The organism is Aerococcus viridans, from assembly GCF_002083135.2.
In the GTDB taxonomy this organism is placed as follows: Bacteria; Bacillota; Bacilli; order Lactobacillales; family Aerococcaceae; genus Aerococcus; species Aerococcus viridans_C.
Genome location: NZ_NBTM02000001.1, coordinates 1,177,002 through 1,199,508 on the forward strand (window position 1 = coordinate 1,177,002; position 22,507 = coordinate 1,199,508).

Annotated in this window: 23 protein-coding genes and 1 riboswitch; of the genes, 14 read left to right on the plus strand and 9 right to left on the minus strand. The window is 39.9% G+C overall.

Going from position 1 to position 22,507, the window contains the following annotated elements; all coding sequences use genetic code 11:
* Positions 1 to 180: 180 nt before the first annotated feature.
* The 5 genes from A6J77_RS05625 to lacA all read right to left on the minus strand — a co-directional run bounded on the left by A6J77_RS05625 (position 181) and on the right by lacA (position 4,503).
* Positions 181 to 1,521, minus strand: coding sequence for an ISL3 family transposase (locus A6J77_RS05625; RefSeq protein ID WP_083068929.1), 1,341 nt, complete (start codon positions 1,519 to 1,521; stop codon positions 181 to 183).
* A gap of 152 nt (positions 1,522 to 1,673) precedes the next feature.
* Positions 1,674 to 2,429 carry a DeoR/GlpR family DNA-binding transcription regulator gene (locus A6J77_RS05630; protein WP_083068931.1) on the minus strand — a complete coding sequence of 252 codons (756 nt, stop codon included), beginning with the start codon at positions 2,427 to 2,429 and terminating at the stop codon, positions 1,674 to 1,676.
* Positions 2,430 to 2,593: 164 nt separating this feature from the next.
* Positions 2,594 to 3,526 (minus strand): tagatose-6-phosphate kinase, encoded by a 933-nt coding sequence (lacC, locus tag A6J77_RS05635; RefSeq protein ID WP_083068933.1) that lies wholly within the window; start codon positions 3,524 to 3,526, stop codon positions 2,594 to 2,596.
* Positions 3,527 to 3,537: 11 nt separating this feature from the next.
* The gene (gene lacB / locus A6J77_RS05640) at positions 3,538 to 4,050 is read right to left on the minus strand and encodes a galactose-6-phosphate isomerase subunit LacB (protein ID WP_003141165.1); all 513 of its coding nucleotides are present in this window, start codon (positions 4,048 to 4,050) and stop codon (positions 3,538 to 3,540) included.
* Positions 4,051 to 4,074: 24 nt separating this feature from the next.
* Positions 4,075 to 4,503 (minus strand): galactose-6-phosphate isomerase subunit LacA, encoded by a 429-nt coding sequence (gene lacA, locus A6J77_RS05645; protein ID WP_026466573.1) that lies wholly within the window; start codon positions 4,501 to 4,503, stop codon positions 4,075 to 4,077.
* Positions 4,504 to 4,716: 213 nt separating this feature from the next.
* Here lacA and lacD point away from each other — a divergent pair, with 213 nt between their 5' ends.
* The 7 genes from lacD to rlmD all read left to right on the plus strand — a co-directional run bounded on the left by lacD (position 4,717) and on the right by rlmD (position 12,192).
* The gene (lacD, locus tag A6J77_RS05650) at positions 4,717 to 5,724 is read left to right on the plus strand and encodes a tagatose-bisphosphate aldolase (protein ID WP_083068935.1); all 1,008 of its coding nucleotides are present in this window, start codon (positions 4,717 to 4,719) and stop codon (positions 5,722 to 5,724) included.
* A 24-nt stretch (positions 5,725 to 5,748) separates the two neighbouring features.
* Positions 5,749 to 6,066, plus strand: coding sequence for a lactose-specific PTS transporter subunit IIA (gene lacF, locus A6J77_RS05655; protein ID WP_083068937.1), 318 nt, complete (start codon positions 5,749 to 5,751; stop codon positions 6,064 to 6,066).
* Between the two features lie 4 nt (positions 6,067 to 6,070).
* Positions 6,071 to 7,780, plus strand: coding sequence for a lactose-specific PTS transporter subunit EIIC (locus A6J77_RS05660; RefSeq protein ID WP_083070251.1), 1,710 nt, complete (start codon positions 6,071 to 6,073; stop codon positions 7,778 to 7,780).
* A gap of 25 nt (positions 7,781 to 7,805) precedes the next feature.
* Positions 7,806 to 9,230 carry a 6-phospho-beta-galactosidase gene (lacG, locus tag A6J77_RS05665; RefSeq protein WP_083068939.1) on the plus strand — a complete coding sequence of 475 codons (1,425 nt, stop codon included), beginning with the start codon at positions 7,806 to 7,808 and terminating at the stop codon, positions 9,228 to 9,230.
* A gap of 327 nt (positions 9,231 to 9,557) precedes the next feature.
* Positions 9,558 to 10,142 (plus strand): sugar O-acetyltransferase, encoded by a 585-nt coding sequence (locus tag A6J77_RS05670; protein WP_083068940.1) that lies wholly within the window; start codon positions 9,558 to 9,560, stop codon positions 10,140 to 10,142.
* A 36-nt stretch (positions 10,143 to 10,178) separates the two neighbouring features.
* Complete coding sequence (locus A6J77_RS05675; RefSeq protein WP_083068942.1) at positions 10,179 to 10,670, plus strand: DUF1456 family protein; 492 nt, start codon at positions 10,179 to 10,181, stop codon at positions 10,668 to 10,670.
* A 112-nt stretch (positions 10,671 to 10,782) separates the two neighbouring features.
* On the plus strand, positions 10,783 to 12,192 hold the full coding sequence (gene rlmD, locus A6J77_RS05680) for a 23S rRNA (uracil(1939)-C(5))-methyltransferase RlmD (RefSeq protein WP_083068944.1): 1,410 nt from the start codon (positions 10,783 to 10,785) through the stop codon (positions 12,190 to 12,192).
* 199 nt (positions 12,193 to 12,391) lie between these two features.
* Here rlmD and A6J77_RS05685 read toward each other — a convergent pair whose 3' ends face one another.
* Together A6J77_RS05685 and A6J77_RS05690 are read right to left on the minus strand one after the other, a co-directional pair.
* A complete protein-coding gene (locus A6J77_RS05685) occupies positions 12,392 to 13,273 on the minus strand; it encodes a polysaccharide deacetylase family protein (protein WP_083068946.1) in 882 nt (293 codons plus the stop codon).
* A 214-nt stretch (positions 13,274 to 13,487) separates the two neighbouring features.
* On the minus strand, positions 13,488 to 14,063 hold the full coding sequence (locus A6J77_RS05690) for a rhodanese-like domain-containing protein (protein ID WP_083068948.1): 576 nt from the start codon (positions 14,061 to 14,063) through the stop codon (positions 13,488 to 13,490).
* A gap of 162 nt (positions 14,064 to 14,225) precedes the next feature.
* Here A6J77_RS05690 and A6J77_RS05695 point away from each other — a divergent pair, with 162 nt between their 5' ends.
* Complete coding sequence (locus A6J77_RS05695) at positions 14,226 to 14,798, plus strand: TIGR00730 family Rossman fold protein (RefSeq protein ID WP_083068950.1); 573 nt, start codon at positions 14,226 to 14,228, stop codon at positions 14,796 to 14,798.
* 60 nt (positions 14,799 to 14,858) lie between these two features.
* Here A6J77_RS05695 and A6J77_RS05700 read toward each other — a convergent pair whose 3' ends face one another.
* Positions 14,859 to 15,374 carry a hypothetical protein gene (locus tag A6J77_RS05700; RefSeq protein ID WP_083068952.1) on the minus strand — a complete coding sequence of 172 codons (516 nt, stop codon included), beginning with the start codon at positions 15,372 to 15,374 and terminating at the stop codon, positions 14,859 to 14,861.
* Positions 15,375 to 15,564: 190 nt separating this feature from the next.
* On the opposite strand from A6J77_RS05700, the gene budA reads away from it, so the two are divergent.
* From budA to A6J77_RS05725, 5 genes are all read left to right on the plus strand, one after another.
* Positions 15,565 to 16,269 carry an acetolactate decarboxylase gene (gene budA, locus A6J77_RS05705; protein WP_083068953.1) on the plus strand — a complete coding sequence of 235 codons (705 nt, stop codon included), beginning with the start codon at positions 15,565 to 15,567 and terminating at the stop codon, positions 16,267 to 16,269.
* Positions 16,270 to 16,280: 11 nt separating this feature from the next.
* Positions 16,281 to 17,021, plus strand: a complete 741-nt coding sequence (locus A6J77_RS05710; protein WP_227645131.1) for a M48 family metallopeptidase — start codon at positions 16,281 to 16,283, stop codon at positions 17,019 to 17,021.
* Between the two features lie 107 nt (positions 17,022 to 17,128).
* Positions 17,129 to 18,331 (plus strand): dicarboxylate/amino acid:cation symporter, encoded by a 1,203-nt coding sequence (locus A6J77_RS05715; RefSeq protein WP_083068957.1) that lies wholly within the window; start codon positions 17,129 to 17,131, stop codon positions 18,329 to 18,331.
* A gap of 892 nt (positions 18,332 to 19,223) precedes the next feature.
* Positions 19,224 to 19,355: a VOC family protein gene (locus tag A6J77_RS09550; protein WP_227645189.1), complete on the plus strand. Its 132-nt coding sequence runs from the start codon at positions 19,224 to 19,226 to the stop codon at positions 19,353 to 19,355.
* A 69-nt stretch (positions 19,356 to 19,424) separates the two neighbouring features.
* Positions 19,425 to 19,925: an SRPBCC domain-containing protein gene (locus tag A6J77_RS05725; RefSeq protein WP_083068959.1), complete on the plus strand. Its 501-nt coding sequence runs from the start codon at positions 19,425 to 19,427 to the stop codon at positions 19,923 to 19,925.
* 63 nt (positions 19,926 to 19,988) lie between these two features.
* On the opposite strand, the gene gpmA is transcribed toward A6J77_RS05725, so the two are convergent.
* A complete protein-coding gene (gene gpmA, locus A6J77_RS05730; protein ID WP_083068961.1) occupies positions 19,989 to 20,678 on the minus strand; it encodes a 2,3-diphosphoglycerate-dependent phosphoglycerate mutase in 690 nt (229 codons plus the stop codon).
* Positions 20,679 to 21,129: 451 nt separating this feature from the next.
* A riboswitch (Fluoride riboswitch) is annotated at positions 21,130 to 21,226 on the plus strand.
* A gap of 46 nt (positions 21,227 to 21,272) precedes the next feature.
* Here gpmA and A6J77_RS05735 point away from each other — a divergent pair.
* A complete protein-coding gene (locus A6J77_RS05735) occupies positions 21,273 to 22,454 on the plus strand; it encodes a cation:proton antiporter (RefSeq protein WP_083068962.1) in 1,182 nt (393 codons plus the stop codon).
* The last annotated feature ends 53 nt before the right edge of the window (positions 22,455 to 22,507 follow it).

A 22,507-nucleotide genomic window follows, 5' to 3' on the forward strand; every position in this document is an offset into this window, starting at 1 on the left:
AACAAATGGTGTTTTGTCCTTCAGTGTACGTTCCTTAAAAGCCGTGGCACCAGCGAGAGCCAAGGTCTCTCTGCTTTGAAATCGAGCCTTAGTCTCGATTTCATGCTTGTTCACGGCTAAGGACGTACACTTTCAGTCCTCTTTATTCTCTTTATTCAAAAATATACCACTATCCCTGGGTTAGCTTGCCATCCTCTCAAATGTATAAGGTTTAGGATTGGATGGTTTGTAATTTAATTTGAATTGGACTAAAATTCTTGCACGTAAATGATGGAAGTTCGAATATCCAAAACCTGTTCGTTTAATTAATTTAATTTTATTATTAATACCTTCGGTAGGACCATTTGATACAGTATATTTTAAGGCGTTATGTATATAAGGCAAGAATTTGGCTAATGTTCTGATAGTTCTTCTCGTACGACTTGGCAAATTTTGGTTCTTAGTCCCATGTAGGATTTCATTGAAAATATTGATATCATGAGTTGAAATGGCATATTTTAGTTCATTCATCAGGGTATAAGTAACTAAAAGTTCGTGTGAGATACTCAAAAGATAATCAACAAAACGTTGTTCTGATATTGCTTCACCAAATTGACGAACATAATGTGTATCCGTGAAATTTAAATCTTCAGCGTTCTTTAACAACAATTTCCATTGTTTTTTGAGTTTATTGTAGTCCAATGGACGGGTTGTTTTGATAGCATTCATCACTTTAATACGAATAGAATTGATTGTTTCATTCAACAGCTTTACTATATGGAATCGATCAATGACAATCTTCGCATTAGGGAAACATGTGCGGATGACCTCTAGATAAGGTGTATATAAATCAATCGAAACTGTCTTCACGTTGCTTCGAGCAGTCCGGGTAAAAGAAGAAAAGTAATCGATGAGCGACGCTTGTTTTCTATCAACGACAATATCAATTAGCCTTCTATTATGCGTGTCCACAAGGACAGCACTCATCGCATTGGCTACACGACTAGTCGATTTAAACTCATCTACACCGAGGTGATTCGAGAGATAATTTCCCTTAGGTGATAGTCCCATACTTGCTTTCATTAAAGTTCCGGCCACTGTTGGAGAAGAGACATGATAACGTTTAGCGATTAACCGCATAGATTGGGTTTCAACCAATTCGGAGCTAATTTGACTTTTAATGGTTTTAGAAATATAGCAAAATTTTTCAACTAATGGTGTTTCAGCGATAAAAGTTTGTGCACAATGTTTACAATAAAAGCGTTGCTTCTGTAATTTAAGTAAAATAGGATTAGTAGCTGTGTTCGGTAATCGAATGATAGCTGGTTTAAAGCCATGTTTGATGATATCTTGATTACCAGTATTCTTTACACCACAGTGCATATAAGCCTTAGGCTTGTACGTAAGAACCCCATGTAAAACGAAATGATTTATTTCATGATACTTTTCAAGTGGCAACAGATGCATAGATTTTGGTATTGTAATATCAATATTATTGTCGTAAATACCGCAAAGTTGTTTTATAATAAATGTATGGGACATGATTTTTCCTTCTTTCTGTATTCGTAGTGGTTTACATGGATTAAGGATATCATGTCCTTTTTGCGTACACAAAAATAGTGTCAATGAGATTCAATATGAATTCTCACCAACACTATTTATTATAGAACCATTTTTCAAAGGGTAAATGACGCCTATTCAGAAGCTAATAGGACGTTTGAATGCTTCACAATCTGTTCATAGCGGTGGTCTTCATCATTATTAATGACTACGGCAGTCACGTCGTTTAAAGAATAGTAAGTGAAGAAGTCCTCTTTACCAACTTTAGAGGCGTCTAGCAGTAGGTACTTCTCAGTTGAATTATTCAGAGCCAGTTCCTGCGTCTTTCCTTCTTCAAGGGTGGCAGTCATAATGCTGTTACTGGTGACCCCATTGGCAGAAAAGAAGGCCTTGTGGAATTTTAGGTTTTCCAGTACAGCGAGGGTGATATAGCCATTAAAAGCTTGGGTATTCTTCTTAATTTTACCCCCAAGTAGGTAGACATTGATGTCTTTATCAGCCAGGGTATTGAAGACGGGTAAGCAGTTGGTGTATACCTCGTAATCTTGCCGTTCCATCTTTTGAGCCATAATTTCCATGGTGGTACCAGGGCCCATGTAGATGATGTCACCGTCATTAATTAGCTCAATCGCTTTTTCAGCGATACGGTTTTTCTCGCTGATATTAATGACCTTCTTAGCGTCATGAGATAGTTCTTCTTTTGGATATTCACCTAGTGAAATGGCTCCCCCATGAACCCGTCTTAATGAACCACTTTCTTCTAGTTCTGTTAAGTCTCGTCGCACAGTCATATCTGATACATTTAACTTGTCGACGATATCAGTTACGGATACGGTGCCGTTACGTTTTAATAAATCTAAGATAAGTTCATGTCTCTTCTTTTTTAACATTGTTGAGTTCACCTCATTTCCGGTAATGTGTAATAGGTATTTTTCAATTATTATTAGCAAGTGCTTCAATAGCATCGTCATAGAAAATAGGTCGTATATATATCATATAACGAAATAATGCTCTTCTCAAATACATAGTATACTTGAAAAGAGCACAAAATGAATTAATATTCGATTATAGTCACGCGATCAAATAAATCATCAAAATGATTGATATCGATATGGCCCGTGATACGCTCCATAGTATTTAGCATACCAGTTGTCATGGCTTGTTTAAGTAGGTGAATATCATCTAAATTATCCTCTAAGGCCACGGCAATCCCTGCAACTGTTGCATCACCAGAACCAACAGGATTTACAACAGGAATGGTTGGTATATTTACCTTATAAAAGCGGTTGTTATGTTTAGCAAAAGCCCCGTCGCCTCCTAAAGACACGACAATCCACTCAATCCCCGAAAATAATTCATCAGCTAAGACAGCTTTTAAATCGGCTGGATCTGCACTCACTTTTTGACCTAATAAATCGGACAATTCCTCGATATTGGGTTTGATTACAGTAGGTTTAAATGGACTTTCTAGTACACTTGAAAGATTAGATTTGGACGTATCGAGCACGGTTTTCTTGTCTAAATCATTGGTAATTTGAATCAGTTTTACATAGTAATCTTCTTCTAAACCCTTGGGTAAAGACCCAGAAATGGTAATGACATCAGCATAGTCAACAGCTTGTTTGAAGTGAGTTAAGAAGGCCGCATTTTCATTATCGGTGATGGTAGGGCCTGATTCTAAGACTTCGGTTTGATGGCCATCATGTAAGATGGCAATACAATTTCTGGTGTCACCTTCGATAGATAAGAAATCTGTTTTGATACCGTTTTTATTTAATTCCGAGACAATGCCTTCACCTAAATGTCCACCGATAAAACCAGTGGCGGTGACGGCTTTATTTAAATCATGAATGACCCTAGTCACGTTAATCCCTTTGCCACCAGCTGTCTTACCCACTTGGTCAGTTCTATTTGTTGTATCTAATCGTAGGTCGGGGATGGTGTATGAGATATCAACGGAAGGGTTTAAGGTTACAGTCAAAATCATATAATCACCGCTTAATCGTGGTATTCGCCACGGTCCCATTTTTCAAGGTATTCAGTGAATAAGTCAGGGTTGTCTGAATGATTGCTTGATTCAAGGTGGGTAATTTTGTTGATTAGGGTTTTATTTTCCTCAGAAGGTTGATATTCCTCTTGGATAAAGGCAGAAATGATATCTTCCATTAATAATTCACCAGTAATCATCCCACCGAAGGCGATAACGTTGGCGTTTAATTCTCGCTTAGAGTATTGAGCAGTTGTCATATCTCTTACCAAAGCTGCACGAACGCCTGGCACTTTGTTGACGGCGTTTGAAATCCCAACACCAGTACCACAAATGACGACACCAAGATCAGCTTCACCATTTGTTACTGCCTCACCAACTTTACGCCCAAAGATAGGGTAGTGGGTTCTCACGTGATTATAGGTACCTACATCAACCACCTCATAACCTTGTTCTACTAAGTAATCTGATACGCGAATTTTAATATCTGTCACGATATGGTCACAACCAATTGCAATTTTCATAATTTTACCTCCGATTCTATTCTCTTAGCACATAGCGTTTAACATATCTACACGGATTTGGTGACGACCACCGTCATAATCGGCAGATAGAAATGCGTCCACAATGTTCTCTGCTAGTTCGTGCCCCACAATTTGTTCACCTAATGTAATGATTTTTGAATTATTGTGTTCTCTTGTCATATAAGCAGACCGTTCATCAGAAACTTCAGCGGCAATAATCCCTTTGATTTTTGTGGCTGAAATGTATGAACCAGCACCATATCGATCAAATAAAATACCGCGGGCATTATCATCCGCTAGAATTTGTTGAGCTACCTTAGTAGTAGATTCTACAAAATCGATGCTAGGTGTTTCTGATAGATCTTCAAAATCAATCTTGTTTGTTTGTAAGTATTGTTTAATGACTTCTTTTAATTGCATTCCGTCTTTGTCAGCACCAAGATACACTTTCATAATATAACCTCCAAAATTTAATTTATTTATTTACAAACACATTGTAGAACAAAAATAAACAAATATCAACAATAACAATCATAATAAATAAAAAAATAGAATAATAAATATTCTAAAAAGGCTTGACTATAATGTGAAAGCGTTATAATATCTAATTAAACAAATAAAAACATAAAACAACATTAATTAACAATCAGTTACAAGGAGGATATTATGAAATTCGTATCAGAAGGTAAACTAAATAAATTAAAACAATTATCTACTAAAGAAGGATTTATTTCCGCACTAGCTATTGATCAACGGGGGTCATTGAAGAAAATGATCGCTCAAGCAGGGGAAACAGAGGATATTCAAAAGGCGGTTGAAACATTCAAAGAAGCTATTTCTGAAGAGTTGACACCATACGCTTCATCTATCTTATTAGACCCTGAATATGGTTTACCAGCGGCAAAAGTGAAAGCACCTTCTGCAGGTTTGTTACTAGCTTATGAAGAAACAGGTTATGACGCTTCAGAACCAGGTCGCTTACCAGACTTATTACCAATCTGGTCTGCTAGACGAATTAAAGATGAAGGGGCAGATGCTGTTAAATTCCTTCTATATTATGATGCAGATGAAGATGATGAGATTAATGAACAAAAAAAAGCCTTTGTAGAACGTATTGGTTCTGAATGTAAGGCAGAAGAAATTCCTTACTTCTTAGAGATCTTAACTTATGACAAAGATATTGAAGATGCTAAATCGAAAGAATATGCAGAAGTGAAACCAAGAAAAGTTTTAGAAGCTATGAAAGAATTCTCTAAGGATAGATATGATGTAGATGTCTTAAAAGTGGAAGTACCTGTAAATATGAACTTTGTTGAAGGCTTTACTGATGATGAGCCAGTATACACTGCTGAAGAAGCAAAAGGTTACTTTAAAGCGCAAGACGAAGCGACAGAATTGCCATATATCTACTTAAGTGCAGGAGTAAGTTCACAGTTATTTAGAGATACCTTGGTATTCGCCAAAGAAGCTGGCGCAGACTTTAATGGGGTTTTATGTGGCCGGGCTACTTGGAAAGAGTCAGTTGCCGTTTTTGCTAATGAAGGAGAAGCTGCAGCCCGCGAATGGTTGAGCACACAAGGTGTGGCCAATATTGAAGAATTAAATCAGACATTAAACGAGACAGCAGTATCTTGGGAAAGTAAAATTTCCAGTAATTTAGCCACAAGTAAATAAGATCAATTAACGGAGGTAGCAGTGATGAATAAAGAAGAAGCAACTATGATAGGTTTTGAAATTGTCGCATATGCTGGTGAGGCACGGTCAATTTTGGTGGAAGCTTTATCCAAAGCGCGAAACGGCGAATTTGACGAAGCTGAACGATTGGTTGGTGAAGCCAACGAAAGTTTAGTGGATGCCCATAATGCCCAAACAAATATGCTAGCTAAAGAAGCGAGTGGTGAGAATATTGAGTTAGGTTTCATTATGGTCCACGGACAAGACCACTTAATGACGACCTTGTTGTTAAAAGAGATTATAACTGATTTTATCGAACTTTACCGTAGAGTAGGTGACTAAAATGATGGACAAATTGATTTCTCAGATTGAGAAGATGAAGCCATTCTTCGAGAAACTATCTAGAAATATTTACTTAAGGGCGATTAAAGATGGGTTTATATCAGCCATGCCTGTCGTCTTATTCTCAAGTATCTTTATGCTGATTGCTTATGTGCCTAATGTGTGGGGATTCTACTGGAGTGATGAAGTTGTTGCCTTCATTGTAAAACCATATACCTTCTCAATGGGGATTTTAGGGCTACTCGTTTCAGCAACAACAGCAAGGGCGCTAACAGATTCCTATAATAGACGCTTGCCGGCAACCAAGCAGTTAAATCGGGTTTCCACCATGATTGCAGCGATTGTTGTCTTCCTATTCCTTTCATCAACTGAAATTGCACAGGGTGAAGGGGATGCAGTTGTTGCGGGATTCTCATCTGGTTATCTCGGCACAACAGGCCTATTAGCAGCCTTTGTAGCAGCCTTTATTACCGTGATTGTCTATAATTTCTGTATGAAAAATGACATTGCCATTCGAATGCCAGAGGAAGTACCACCAAATATCTCACAAGCATTTACGGACGTTATCCCATTTGCTATTGCAGTGGTCATCGCGTATGGTATTGACATTGCGATTCGTGCTTTTACAGGCGTAAGTTTTGCACAAGCCATAATTCAAATGTTTCAACCCTTGTTTACTGCAGCCGATGGTTATGTGGGGATCGCCATTATTTACGGTGCTATAGGATTCTTCTGGTTTATTGGTATTCATGGACCATCAATTGTAGAACCAGCCATTACTGCAATTGCCTTCTTGAATATGGATGCAAACCTAGCATTAATCCAAGGTGGCGAGCATGCTGCTAACATTATTACACCGGGCTTACAGTACTTTGTTGCAACATTAGGGGGTACAGGTGCAACGTTTGTCGTGCCTTACTTATTTATGTGGTTTGGTAAATCAAAACAAAATAAAGCAGTGGGGAAAGCGTCATTTATCCCAACCTCTTTTGGTGTGAATGAGCCAATCCTATTTGGTGGACCATTGGTACTGAATCCAGTATTCTTTGTACCTTTTGTTTTAGCACCTATTTTAAATGTCTGGATTTTTAAATTCTTTGTAGAAGTTTTTGGAATGAATGGATTCTCTTATTTCCTACCTTGGCCAACACCAGGACCTATAGGTATCGTATTAGGGACAGGAATTGCACCTTTATCATTTGTTGTAGTGGCTCTACTGATTGCAGTAGATGCGATTATTTACTACCCATTCTTTAAAGTTTATGACAAACAAATTTTAGAAAAAGAATTAAGTAACGAAGATGAAATTATTGAAGAACAAGCAGAAACTAAAGCTGATGCAACTGAAGTCGGAGAAAATGACGGTCAAGTTTCAACTGGTAGTCATATCAAAGAGGAAGTATCTGTCTTGGTCTTATGTGCCGGTGCAGGAACCAGTGGGCTATTAGCCAACGCCCTAAACAAGGGGGCTAAGGAATATGATGTTCCAGTAGTAGCAGGTGCAGGGGCTTATGGTGCTCACCAAGAGATTATGGGGAACTATGATTTAATCATATTGGCACCTCAAGTCGTTTCTAACTATGATGATATTAAAGAAGATGCTGATAGATTAAATGTGAAGTTAGTCAAAACAAGAGGGAAAGAATACATCTCATTAACACGGGATCCAAAAGCCGCATTAGAATTTGTTGATTCCGTATTAAAAGAAGCATAATAGTTAAAGTTAAGCAAAGGAGTTTATGATGAATTTACCTAAAGAATTTTTATTGGGTGGCGCAACAGCTGCTTATCAAGCAGAAGGTGCAACGTCAGTGGACGGGAAAGGTAAGGTGGCCTGGGATGATTATTTGGAAAAACAAGGCCGATTTAAAGCCGAACCTGCGAGTGATTTTTATAACAAATATCCGATAGATTTAAAATTGTCACACGAATTTGGTGTTGATGCTATTCGTATATCTATCGCATGGTCGCGTATCTTCCCTAATGGAGACGATGCGGAAGCTAATCCAGCTGGTGTACAATTTTACCATGATTTGTTTAAAGAAGCTCGTGCTCAAGGTGTTGAGCCTTATGTTACACTACATCATTTCGATACACCGGATGCCTTACATAGTCAAGGAGATTTCTTAAATCCGCACACAATTGAAAGTTTTGTCAGATATGCAGAATTTTGCTTTAACGAATATCAAGAGGAAGTAAAATATTGGATTACCTTTAATGAGATTTGGCCTGTGACTAGTGGGCAATATTTAGTAGGAAAATTCCCACCAGCAATTACTTATGATTTCTCAAAAACTTTGCAAGGACAACATAATATGATGGTTGCCCATGCAAAAGCCATTAAATTATTTAAGGACAACCAGTATGATGGTGAGATTGGAATTATTCATTCATTAGAAACGAAGTATCCTTATGAAGGTAAAAAAGAAAATGAGCATGCAGCATTCTTGTATGATGTACTTGCGAATAAGTTTTTACTAGATGCTACCTATAAAGGTTACTATACCGAAGAAGTGATGGATGCTGTAAATGAAATACTACTAGCAAATAATGGTGAAATTCATATTACAGAAGAAGACTTAGCGCATCTTGATGCAGCGAAAGATTTAAATGACTTCCTAGGTATTAATTACTATCAAAGTAATTTTGTGAGAGCTTATGATGGTGATAATGATATCCACCATAATGGTACTGGGGAGAAAGGCACGTCAGTTTTCGCGTTACATGGAGTAGGCGAGCAAATGTTTGATATGGACATCCCAAGAAATGATTGGGATTGGCTAATTTATCCAGATGGCCTAAGAGACCAAATGATTCGCGTAGCTAAAGAGTATCCAAACTATAAGAAGATTTATGTAACTGAAAATGGGATGGGGTATAAGGACGACTTCAATACAGAGTTAATCGATGATACGCCTCGAATTGATTACATCAGAAAGCATTTAATAGCTTGTACAGAGGCAATTGATGCTGGTGTCAATGTAGCCGGTTACTTTGTTTGGTCATTAATGGATGTATTCTCGTGGTCAAACGGCTATAATAAGCGATACGGCCTATTTTATGTAGATTTTGATACGCAAGAAAGATATCCGAAGAAGAGTGCCTACTGGTGGAAACAATTGAATGAGAATAGAGATTTAAGCTCAAATGATATAGAACAGTAGTAGCTAGTTAACCATCTAGGGTGATACACTTTAGATGGTTAACTTTTTACTTTACCTTGATTTACAATTATTACTAGTATTCTTACATCGATAATTGTAAATAAACTTCATCATAAAAAGAACTAAATTAGCATGAAAGGTCGGGAATTACCCCGGCCTTTTTAATATGAGACTTGGAACTTAAATTTTTTAACGAGACTAGTATATTAAGCGTTTTATTCAATCTAGATAAATTTGTAAATGATTAAGATAGTTATTTCTGGTTATAAATAGATTTTGTTATACTAAGCATTAAGAAATAGGTTAATGATATAAGGAGTTTCTTTCATGACAAGTGAAAAAGATAAGATGTTAGCTGGTAAAATTTATGATGCTAACTATGACCAGGAGTTAGTCGCTGCAAGAGTATACGCTAAGGAATTGTGTTATGACTTTAATCATGCGCGGCCTAGTGAAGAAGCAAAGCGACAAGGTATTATTCGGCAATTGTTAGGTAAGACAGGTAACCAATTTGAAATTACAGGGCCATTTTATTGTGATTATGGGTTTAACATTGAAATCGGGGAAAACTTTTATGCCAACCATAATTTAGTTATTCTAGACGGGGCTAAAGTCACTTTCGGAGATAACGTATTTGTTGCACCAGACTGTGGCTTTTATACAGCCGGCCACCCGCTAGATGCAGACCGCCGCAACAAGGGATTAGAATACGCCAAACCCATTACAGTCGGCAATAATGTCTGGTTTGGTGGTGGCGTGAAAGTCATGCCAGGTGTAACGATAGGCGACGGGGCTGTCATTGGTGGCGGTTCAGTAGTCACAAAAGATATCCCAACCAACATGATTGCAGTCGGTAACCCTTGTAAGCCAATCCGCGAAATTACTGAAGCAGATGCCCGTTGTGACGGTTAATCTGCTATAATAACTATTGAGAGAGGTTGAGATAAAATGAATAATAATGACCGACTAACGCGCTTGCGATATGCTTTAGATATCAAAGACGAAGATGTTGTAAAAATTTTCGACATGGGTGGGGCAAGTGTCACAGCTGATCAAGTGCGTGCCTTCACTACTTCAACGCCTACTAGTGAAGATGGGTATGAGCGTGAGTATGAAGAAGTCTTAGACAATGAACACTTTGAACGCTTTTTAAATGGGATTATCACTTCCCAACGTGGCGTCCGTGAAGGGGCACCGGAACCAAAACTTGAGTTAACTGACGACAATGCCAACAATCTATTATTGAAGAAAATGAAGATTGCCTTGTCATTAACCACAGAAGATTTGCATGAAATCATGGAAGATGCTGGTGGCCGTTTAACCAAAAGTGAATTAGGCGCCGTCTTACGTAAAGAAGGACACCGCAACTACAAACCATGTGGCGACCGGTACGCACGTAACTTCCTAAATGGGTTGAAAATGCGCTACCGCGGGGAATAAATTACCGTCACATATATAGTAGTTAATAGTAGAAATCAGACTGGGGAAACCTAGTCTTTTTTCGCATAAACTGTTATAATTTCTTGACAATTGCCAGAAGAGGTGTGAAAAAGTGAAGAAAGATCTATATCCAACAGAAGTTCTTGAAGTGACAGTTGAGAAACTGGACCATACAGGCGTGGGGTTTGTGCGCTATATCCATCCGCCAGAAAAAGGCCCCCACGGAAAACATTTACTACTATTTATCGATAATGTCGTCCCAGGCGACAAAGTCCGCGTGACTGTGCCCAATGCCAAAGGACGTCATAAAGCCAGTCTATCATTTGACGAATTGCTGGAACCTAGTCCCATGCGGAATTTGGATATGCCAGTAGACCGAGAAATGGCTGCCGGCGCGCCCCTACAATTTATGAAATACGAAGACCAGCTAACCCACAAAGAAAATCTGATTAAGGGTTATTTAGCAGAAGCTGGCTTTGATACCAACCTAGTCAAACCCATCATCGGCATGGACAATCCTTACCGATACCGCAACAAGATGGAATTAACTTTTGGTGTGGATGGGTCTTTAGGCATGCACCAACAAGGAAATTACCGCAAAGTTATCGACTTAGAAGACTCCATCCTAGCCCCAGAAGAGATGATTGCCATAAAAAAAGTTGTCTCCAAATGGCAAAAAGACTACCAATTCCCAGGCTTGGATAAAGATACCAAAGAAGGTTTGCTATGCAACCTATTGATGCGTCAATCATTTGCAACAGGGGAAATTATGGTCGCCATTTACGCTTTAGAAGCACCGGATGCTTATACTGAAGCCATTGAAGACCTTACCCAACGCCTTCTGAACGCGCAACCACGGATTGTTTCATTCCAATGGTTGAAGAAAAATGGGGGTACCGAACGGTCGTATGACAATGATGTCTATCTCATTCACGGTCGTGACTATATCAACGACGAACTACAAGGTTTTAAATTCCGTATTTGGCCAGATACTTTCTTCCAAGTAAATCCTGTCCAAGCCAATAAGATGGTTGAAACAGCGATTGGCATGGCTCAGGTCAAAGAGGATATGAAAGTATTAGACCTATTCTGTGGTATCGGGACTTTTTCACTACCATTAGCAGCCGCTTCAAAATCACTGGCAGGGATTGAAATCGTAGAAAACTCAATCAACTCAGCCAAACGAAATGCCGCGGATAATAACCTAGATAATACCTTCTTTATGACCTCAGATGCCAGAGCAGGATTGCGGGTTTTACCAGATGTTTGGGGACAACCAGACTTATTATTATTAGACCCACCACGTAACGGGGCGGGCGGTAAAGTCATGCGTGCCATCGGTCGATTCGGCACCGACCGCATTGTCTACGTGTCATGCGGACCGAAAAGTTTAGCAGCCGACCTAGTTTGGTTACTCGACTTTGGCTACGAAGTCGTAGAAGTGCAACCAATCGACCAATTCCCTCATACCGCACATTTAGAAAATATCGTGTTATTAAAGAAAAAAGAAATAAAAGATTAATTAAAACATGAAGCCTGTGGCTTTAAGGTAATCCACGAATACATTCAATAGTTACAGAATATAAATATATGCTAATTATGATGAGTAATTTCTCAATGTAGTCAAATTAATAGCCAATATAAAAAGATAGTGAATGTTAACTTAAACAGACACTATCTTTTTGCGTGTATAAATATTTTTTAAAAATCAAGTGGTTAGATTATAAGTCAGCCATTTCGTCTCGTGTAGCGATGTCACGGGCGTCAACAAATTCATATCCTTTGGCTTGGATACCGTCTAGTATGGCCGGCATAGCTTCGTTAGTCCAAGTTAAGTCGTGCATTAATAAATTAGCGCCTGGGGATAAGAATTCAGTGTTCACCATGACATCTGCTAGTGTTGCTGGGTCTGAATAGTTTTCGTCCCAATCAAAACCATACGACCAGTTCATCGACACCATATTTTCTTCTTCTAAAATCCCTTCTAATCCTGGGGCTTCAATACCGTGTGGTGGACGGAAGAATTGTGGGCGATAACCAATAACTTCTTCAATAATATCTTGGTTACCAATAATTTCGTGACGCAAGGTTTCTTCGTCAGGTACTTGGTCAAGACTATAATGAGTAAGCGTGTGGTTACCAATCACATGACCCATGTCGGCAATCTCTTTTAATGCTTGCCTGCCTTCTTCGCCATCTTCACCTTGTAAGTACATACCGTTGACGAAGAAAATCCCGTAAATACCGCGATCGGCCATAGCTTGTGCTTCCTCTACTGACGACGTTGGTGTTTCGGGTAACTTCCTTGGTACATCATCGACAGTGGCGAGCACAACATTAGGGTTCGCATCCTCATTAGCCGGCAATACACTTGAAATCTCAGGGTCGATATAGTAGTTAGCTACTTGATTATCTGTTTCTTCATTAGTATCCTCATCGTGACCAATGCTTTCCGCATCTTCACCATCATTAGTATTGTTAGCCTCTAAAGATTCACTAGAAGTAGCTTGTTCTTGGGACCCATCGTCTTTCTCTTGTTCATTTCCAGCACAACCAGCTAAAAGCAAACCTGTTAATAATAGAATGGGTAATTTTTTCAACATGTTCTATTCCTCCCTATAACATATAATATATGTCCATTATACACTAATGGATAAAAAATACGGAAAAAACCCAATCAAATTCCAGGAAAACAATCACGCAAATGAAAAAGATAGTGACCGCTGACTTGGCAATCACTATCTTTTTAGCAATATTAGTGGAAATTCTCCTCAGTAAAGCAACATAGCAAATTAAAATAAAATACAGCTAAAACAATTATTCCCCTTGTGCTTGAATGACTGCTTTGATGCCGCCTTCGATGACATGCGTTTTGTTGTAGCCATGTGCTGTTAAGTAGGCGTCGCCTGCTGTGGCGCGGCCGCCTGATCCACAGAGTAGGTAAATATCTTTGTCGCTATCAATTTTTTCTAAGTTATCCGCTAGCTTTTCTAGTGGGATATTGACCAAGTTTTTCTCTGGTGCTGGGCGGGTAATTTCATCTGGGTGACGTAAGTCTAATAATACATAATCCTGGTCATCAGGCAATTGTAAGAAATCTGCTGCAGTGATTTCTGCACTGGTAACCAATACTTCTTGCGGGATATCTTCAAAAAGAAGATAAGCGTTTGGATCTAAGTCTTCAAAGTCAACAAGCGATTCTTCCTTATCTGTAAGGATGACGAGGTTTTCTTTGTTTTTGACCAAGCCATCCCAGTATTTGTCTTTTTGTTTGGCTGTGACGTTCAAGCTATTCGGCAAGTGACCTTGGCGGAAGGTTGTATTTTCACGGATATCCACCACTACTTGGTCTTGTAAGTTTTCATATGCGATTTTATTTAATGTTGTTGTCATATAACCACCTCTTCTACTTGTATTATGACAGGATACGTGGGGTGGGTCAATGCGGATGCTTGATAAAGAATACCAGCAGGATGCGTTTCGCCATTTTCTAGGGAGGTACTTGTCAGATGCTGATGGTTTGCCTAAAATATTGGGAAAGAAGGGGTGTTATGTATGGAACTTAAAAGTGTTGCGGTATATTTGGGATCGGCTGTTGGGGATGATCCGATGTATGAAGAAACGGCGACAAGGGTCGGCGAAGTGATTGCTAAATCAGGGCGGACTTTGGTTTATGGCGGGTCAAATGTGGGTTGTATGGCTGCTGTAGCGAACGGGGCTTTGGCATTTGGCGGCGATGTGATGGGGGTTGTGCCACAGAAGTTGGCGGACAATAATATTCAACATCCTGACCTGACTAAACTGTTTGTTGTCCAAGGGATGCACGAACGAAAGGCGCAGATGATTGATTTGTCTGACGGGTTTATTGCCTTGCCGGGTGGTCCAGGGACCATGGAAGAGTTGTTTGAGGTGATTTCCTGGAAGCAAGTTGGTTACCACGATAAACCAATCGGGATTTTGAATGTGAATAACTACTATGATGGCTTGTTGGACTTTTTAGATTTCCAAGTCGATCATGGGTTTATGCATCAACAATACCGGGATATGTTGTTGGTTGAAACTGATCCGGAAGTCTTGTTAGAGAAAATGGCTGCTTATGAACCAACAGCAGAAGCGAAGTGGAAATAAATATATATGGAAAAAGGCTGAGAATGGGATGTTCTCAGCCTTTGTTATTGAAGAAACTTTTTACCACAAGTCTTCTGCTTGGTCGTAATATGTCTGGTATTTTTTGATGATGTCGTCTTTTTGTTTCAAGATGTTGGCTAGTCCTTTGACCAATTCGCTAGACGTTTCTACCATCGACATGTCCTCTTTTTGGCTTAGAATTGCGTCTGAAACTCCGTCGTAGGGTACTGCTTCGTAGATTTCATCTAGGACTTTAGTGATTTGGTATGCTAACCGTTCTTTTCGCTGGTCTTCGTAGGCCTTAATTTGCGGTAGAGCACTGATCATATAGCGAAAATCAAGGTGGCGGGTCATTTGCCCATTTTGCACAAGGACATATTCCTTCTCAAAGGGTGAAATGCCAGGAAATTGGCCGTGAATTTGGTACCAACCATCATAAATTTCCCAAACGCCGGGCCGAATCTCAGGTTGAAAATCCCGCTTCAAGACGAAAGTCTCATCATCACCAGTAATTTCCGCCATCCACCGCTTCTCATCCTCGCCAATCGGCATCAAAGGTAACTCGTGCGAAATCATCCAACCACTCCTCTCAAATTTTTTGTCTCGTAAGTACTAGTAAGTATAGGAAAAAGGGTCAACAATTTCAAGCTAGCACCCCCGCAGCAACTTGCGAGACGAGGGTAAAAAAGGTAGTATGGACATGACAAGAAGTACCATCATTTAAATAAAATGAACTGTGCACAGAAAGCGATACGGGGAGACAGATATGACGAAACTATTTCAACATCAAACATTGGGCGACTTGATGGCGGGCTTTTTCGATGGGTCGATGACTATAGAAGCCTTATTAAAAGAGGGCAACTATGGGATTGGCACCATGGACCATTTAGATGGGGAATTGATCGTGATTGACGGTAAGGCATACCAAGCCAAGGAAAACGGCGAATTAGTTGTTTTAAAAGGGGACGAAACCGTGCCGTATGCCGCCGTGACTGACTTTATGCCTGACCAAACCTTCACCATAAACGAATTATTTACCCTAGACGAATGGCATCAGTTCTTAAAAGGGAAATTGAAATCCTTATCGACATTTTCAGTCATCCGCATCGAAGGGTCTTTTGATTTCATGCATACCCGGGTTATCCCGCGCGTTGAAGAACCTTTCCCGCGCTTTATCGAAGCCAGTCGTAAGCAACCCGAATTCAAGCAAGAAAACGTCAAGGGCACTTGCATCGGGATTTACGGTCCTTACCTATTTGAAGGTGTAGTTAAACAAGGTTTTCATTGCCATTTTATCAGCGAAGACAAGAACTTTGGTGGCCACATCATTGATTATAGGATTAATCATGCAGATGTATCCGTCCAAACCGTCACCGACTTCCACCAGCATTTCGCAACTGATAATACAGCTTTCATGAATGCTACAGTCAATTACGATAACCTCATTACAGAAATTAACGAGAGTGAATAAGGGCAGTCAGTTTGCCAAAACAATCACGCAAGGAGGTGCCAGTTATTAAACTTGATATGACCATTGCGGGCTATCCCATTCAGGTAACCAAGCAGGCCAACTATAAAAACTTGACCTTAAAAGCCGTCCCGCCTCATGGAGACCTGCGCATTTCAGCACCCAAATACGAAAGTAAAGCCGCTATTGTCGCTTTTGTGGAAAACAACGTAGCCCAAATTGAGCGGATGCAAGCAGATATCAAAAACCGTTACCAAGACCAAGTCAAACGCTATGAAACCGGCGAAAGCCATTATTTATGGGGCCAAGCCTATCCTTTACTAGTCATTGAACAAGTGGGGCCGACGTCTTGCCGATTAATGGATAACCAGCTAGTTTTAACTGTCAAACCAGGTATGGACCAGGCTGAGCGGGCACAAGTCATGACGACCTATTACAGACAAGCGTTGAAAGACCAATTGGCCATTACCGGCCCTAAAATGATGACGCATATGGACGTATGGGCCAATGAATTTCGGATCAAGCAAATGAAAACCAGGTGGGGCACCTGTAATATCCAGAAAAAACGCATCTGGATTAATCTGAACTTGGTCACTGCACCATTAATTTGCCTGGAATCAGTCGTCGTTCATGAATTGGTACATTTACTAGAAACCAACCATACCAAGCGTTTCTACCAGCTAATGGACCAATATTTTCCGAAATGGCAAGAAGCGAATGCAATTTTGTCGAAATTACCTAGTTTATTTCATTAAAAATCTGTTAAAATAGAAGCAGTAAACGCATAAAAATAAGTTAAGCCCCAAGTTGATTTGGGACTTTTTTCTTTTTGAGAAAGAAATGATTTAGAGGAGTTGTTCATATGGTAAAGAAGGGGTTTAAAATACCGCTAGCCTTGAAATTAGTAATTGCAATTATATTAGGGATTATTGTCGGCCAATTTGGTTTTCTACCAGAAATTTTCTTTCAAGTATTAAAAACATTATCCGGATTATTCTCCGAGTTCCTGGCCTTCATCATTCCATTGATGATTGTCGGCCTGATTATTCCAGGTATCGCTGAACTAGCAGAAGGTGCGGGTAAACTTTTAGGAATTACCGTAGCCATTTCCTACGGGTCAACAATCGTTGCCGGTATCCTTGCCTATACTGTAGCCAGCAATTTATTCCCAATGTTTATCACCTCTGACTTGGCAAATACCATCCAAGAATCAGGTGAAGGGGCAACCGCCTTATTCTCAATTGGTCTAGAACCCATGTTTTCAGTTACCACAGCCATTATCTTCGCCTTTATGTTAGGCTTAGGGATTTCTTGGCTACGAGCAAGAGGACGCGGAGAATCTTTAATGACAGTATTTACCGACTTTGGTAAGGTTATCGATTTAACCTTACAAACAGTCGTGATTCCATTCCTGCCATTCTATATCTTCTTCAACTTTGCAGATATGTCATATTCAGGTTCAGTATTTGCCGTTATGTCAGTCTTTTGGCGGGTATTAGTCACTGCCATCTTCTTACATTTACTATACCTAACCTTCATGTTTGCCGTGGTTGGTGCTTACGCCGGTAAGAACCCAATTCAAATGATGAAGAATCAAATTCCAGGTTGGTTAACAGCCGCAGGTACCCAATCATCTGCCGCAACCATTCCAACAAACGTTGAAATTGCCCGGAAAAATGGCGTTTCTGAGCAAATCGCTAACTTCGTTGTGCCACTATGCGCCACTATCCATCTAGCTGGTTCAATGATTACCATCATATCTTGTGTGACAGCCATCTTAATGATGTACTCAATGCCAATCTCAATTGGTACAATGGCTGGCTTCATCATGGTATTAGGAATCGCTATGGTCGCTGCACCAGGTGCACCAGGCGGGGCCATCATGTCAGCTTTACCTTTCTTACCAATGGTTGGTCTAACAGAAGCCTTCAACCAATTAGCCATTTCTTTATACATCACCCAAGACTCATTTGGTACCGCAACAAATGTATCAGGTGACAACGCCATCGCCGTCATCGTCGATGCTGTCTACAAAAAAGATAAAAAAGCAGAACAAGCTAAGTAGATTTACTCTAAAGGATTCAGTGTAAAGGCTGTATCTTTTTTTATCTAGTGATTAAAATCCTTCGGCTTTCACTATACCTATCATTACCTTAGATTCGGTGGGGCCTCCAACTGCCAAGGTCTAATGGTTTGGCTGACTATACATTCTGTAAGGGATAAACGCCTAACAAACTGACATGCGCCAGGCCACCCTGAGTTCACCGCGAAGGCATGCTAGGTATGTTCCAGCCTTTGCTTAGTAAGTCCACAACCGAGTAATAACTTCAATGAAAAGTAAAATGTGGATTAAGTAAAGTATTTTTGGATAAATGGTATACTACTTTTTTAATCGAGGAAAGAAAGGCATAAGGCTGACGGCAACATTATTTGTTCTATTGATGATACGGTTGCTGTTGAAGCTAATGTGAATGATCATGGTGGAATCATCGATGTAGTTAAAGCGTACCTGTAGTCATCGACAAGGGTTATTGGTGGTAGGTCGATGATGGTGTAGGTCGTTTTTCAGTGGGGGATAGGCCTAATTGGGATAGACCGTTCGAATTTTCAATTTCTTGTGGTAAACTATATAGGTATTAGTGACGTATGACTAACCAGCACCCAATGAGGAGGAGCTATCGTGAAGTGGATTGCCCCTGTTTATGGTTTAGTGACGGCGATTGTGATAGGCGGTTCGCTTCTATGTAGATTTGATTCCGAATTCAGAAATTCAGCACATTGAATACTATCCAGATGCCAGTTTACAGGAACACTTTGAGGGTATGTCAGGTTAAGTTATTACGGCAGAGTTCACTTTAAATAATCAACCTTAAATTGTTTTGGATGGCGGGCCATATTTCCATTTTAATGAGGTGATATCTTTGAGCCTTAATTGCGAGAGTCAGATGAAATAGATTATTACTGGGAAAAATTATGCCGCTGGTCCTAAAGCTGAGCAGTGTGGTTGTGTAAAAGATAGATATGGTTTATCGTGGCAAATTGTACCGGCAAGTATTGGAGCGTGGCAACAAAATCTGGCACAATTGTAAGCCATGATCTAGATGAAGAAGATTGATATCCAAAGGCTATTAGATTTAGCCTAAGAGAAAGGAAACACAATGTTATTTGGGCAATTAATTGAAAACGAAAGTTCGTATACACTATACTTTGAAAGGGACTTTTACCAGTCAAAAGAGGCGGTATTCAACGCATTGACAGATCCGATCATTTTTTCAAAATGGTATCCATTCGCAACAGGGGAAATGGATGGCCAAGTTGGCGGATTGATCAAATTTGACGATGGCGAAGGGAATCTTTACCAAGGTGTGATTACTAAGTTTTCACTTGAAGATGGTTTTGAGTTTATCGAAGATGGTCGCGATGTGATGCGCATGGAAATTTCTGAAACGGAATCTGGTGCTAAATTACATTTTAACCATACATTTTCAGACCTTGCCTGGGTAGTGCAAACAGCTACCGGTTGGCATAATTGCTTAAATGTATTCGTGCAAATCATGAACGGTCAACCACCACAATGGCCATTGCCAGATGAATTGGTTGAGTTAACGCAAGCTTATGAAACACAATTTAAAGAAGAAAAACTTAAAGAAGAAAAATAGCTTAGAAGTCGAGGAATACATTGTTCCCGACATCTAAGCTATTTATTTGCATATGATTACATGTTATTTGGCGATGTGTTTCGTTAAAACTTTTTTGTTTGAGATATGAAGGGTTTCGTCAACGTCATAAATAATGGGTTCACCGGTTGCAATTTCTAAGTCAGGAATATCTTCATCAGAAATACCCTCCAAGTATTTGGTTAATGACCGCAAACTGTTACCATGAGCGACAACAAGGACATTTTTGCCTTCTTTTAAATCAGCTGCAATATGGTCTTCCCAATAAGGCATGGTCCGGTTTAAAGTGTCTTTTAAACTTTCGCCTGCTAATAAATGGTCGATATCAAGGTCTTGGTAGCGGCGGTCAAAAGTATTGGCAGTCGCTTGTGGAGGGCGGACATCATAAGAACGGCGCCAGATATGCACTTGGTCTTCACCGTGAATAGCGGCCGTTTCTGCCTTATTTAATCCTTGAAGCGCACCGTAATGACGTTCGTTTAACCGCCAATGTTTGTAGACTGGTAAGTAAAGTTGGTCTAAATTATCTAGCGTATAAAAAGTTGTTTGAATCGCGCGTGATAGTAGGGAAGTGTGTACAACATCAAAAATTAAACCTTCTTCTTTAAGCGCTAGACCGGCGGCCTTAGCCTCCTCCACCCCCAGAGGACTTAAAGCCGGATCTAACCATCCAGTAAACACATTTTGTAAATTTAATTCACTTTGTCCGTGGCGGATAAATACTAATTTAGTCATCTTTCTCCATCCTTTCAAGGATACTGCCGTTTTGTTTTTAGGATTACCTACACTATACACCCAGGTAAAAACGATAGCAAGAAAAGACACCTCAACTTCTTTAATAACAAGCGAAAATGTCTGGTTGATAAAGTTTTGTATATATTATGATCTCACTGTTTTTGTAATTGTTATTATGGAGAGTAGTCGTTTATATATGAGTAAGAGACTGAAACGTCCTAGCATGCCTTAGCAGGGAAGAGAGGCTGACTACTGACCCATATCATTCTATTAGGCGCATTAGCCCTTACAGAATGAATTGCCAGACAAAGAATTAGACCTTGGCTAATTCTGGGCCCACTGCTTTTAAAACTATGATAGGTATGTGAAGGCCGATGACCTGCTATAATAATAAGAGTATGTGTATTTAATACCTTGTATTTTTCAGAAAAATGGCGTATGCTTAGGAAGCATAAAAAGAGGGAATGAGGTTCTCCCTGGTCAAGTAGATGGTGATTTTAGGCCATCCCATACCGAACCGCTGAAAAGCTGATGACTTCTGCAAGTAAAACTGCAGGCGTATCAGCTTTTTTTTGCCTGCAAAAGGAGGAAATTATGTTACTATCGTTAGGTTTTATCATTATTGTGGGGTATTTATTGGGGCGCTTGTTGAGTGCGATGAATTTACCTAGTTTAATCGGCTACATCATCGCTGGCTTAATCATGGGACCGTCATTTTTTAATCTAATTGACCAAAGTACATTGGATATATCCAGTGATTTAAGACGGATTGCCTTGATGATCATCTTACTTAGAGCGGGTTTAAATATCGATTTGCAGGACTTGAAGAAAGTAGGGCGCCCAGCCATCTTGATGAGCTTCCTACCAGCCACCCTAGAAATCATCGGGACTATCATTTTGGCACCAATATTCTTTGGGATGTCATACTTATCTGCCGCTATCTTAGGGACTATTATCGCGGCCACATCACCAGCCGTCGTCGTTGCCCGCATGTTAGATTTAATGGGTAAGGGATACGGTAAGAAAAAAGGGGTACCGCAAATGATTCTAGCGGGCTCTTCTATGGATGATATCTTCGTCATCATCATATTCACTGCCTTAACAGCCCTTGCTCAAACTGGTGAATTCCATTGGTTAAGCATGCTATCTATGCCAACTTCTATCATATTAGGCATCGCTGGGGGATTATTGGTAGGTTGGCTACTGTCACTAGCCATTGAAAAATATCAATTATCAGGTGGATACCCAGTCATCTTAACCTTTGGGATGGCTATGTTATTTGATGGAATTGAAAAAGCCATGACAGGACCAATCGGCTTCTCAGCCTTACTTGCTGTGATGGCGATGGGCTTTATGATACTTCGCGTCAATCCAGTTCAAGCTAAATCTGTTCAAGTAGGGTTTAATAACTTATGGCAAGTCTTTGAAATTATCCTGTTCGTGTTAGTTGGTGCCAGCATGTCCATCGAATCCGTGAAAGATTCAGGCATCATTGCAATAGTGTTAATTGTCTTGTTGTTGGTATTTAGAGGACTTGGTGTACTTTTATCTGTTTTAGGCACTCAATTAAACAAGGAGGAAAAAGCATTCGCCATTTTTGCCTACATTCCAAAAGCCACAGTACAAGCAGCCATAGGGGCGGTGCCCTTAGCGATGGGCTTGCCGAGTGGTCAAATCATTTTAATCATCTCAGTCGTTGCCATCTTAGTCACCGCACCGCTTGGCGCTGTCTTAATCGACCAAACCCATAATCGACTATTGCGTGATGATCGATAAATAAGAATATGAAAACAAAAAAAGCTGACCCTCAGAAAAATGAGGACCAGCTT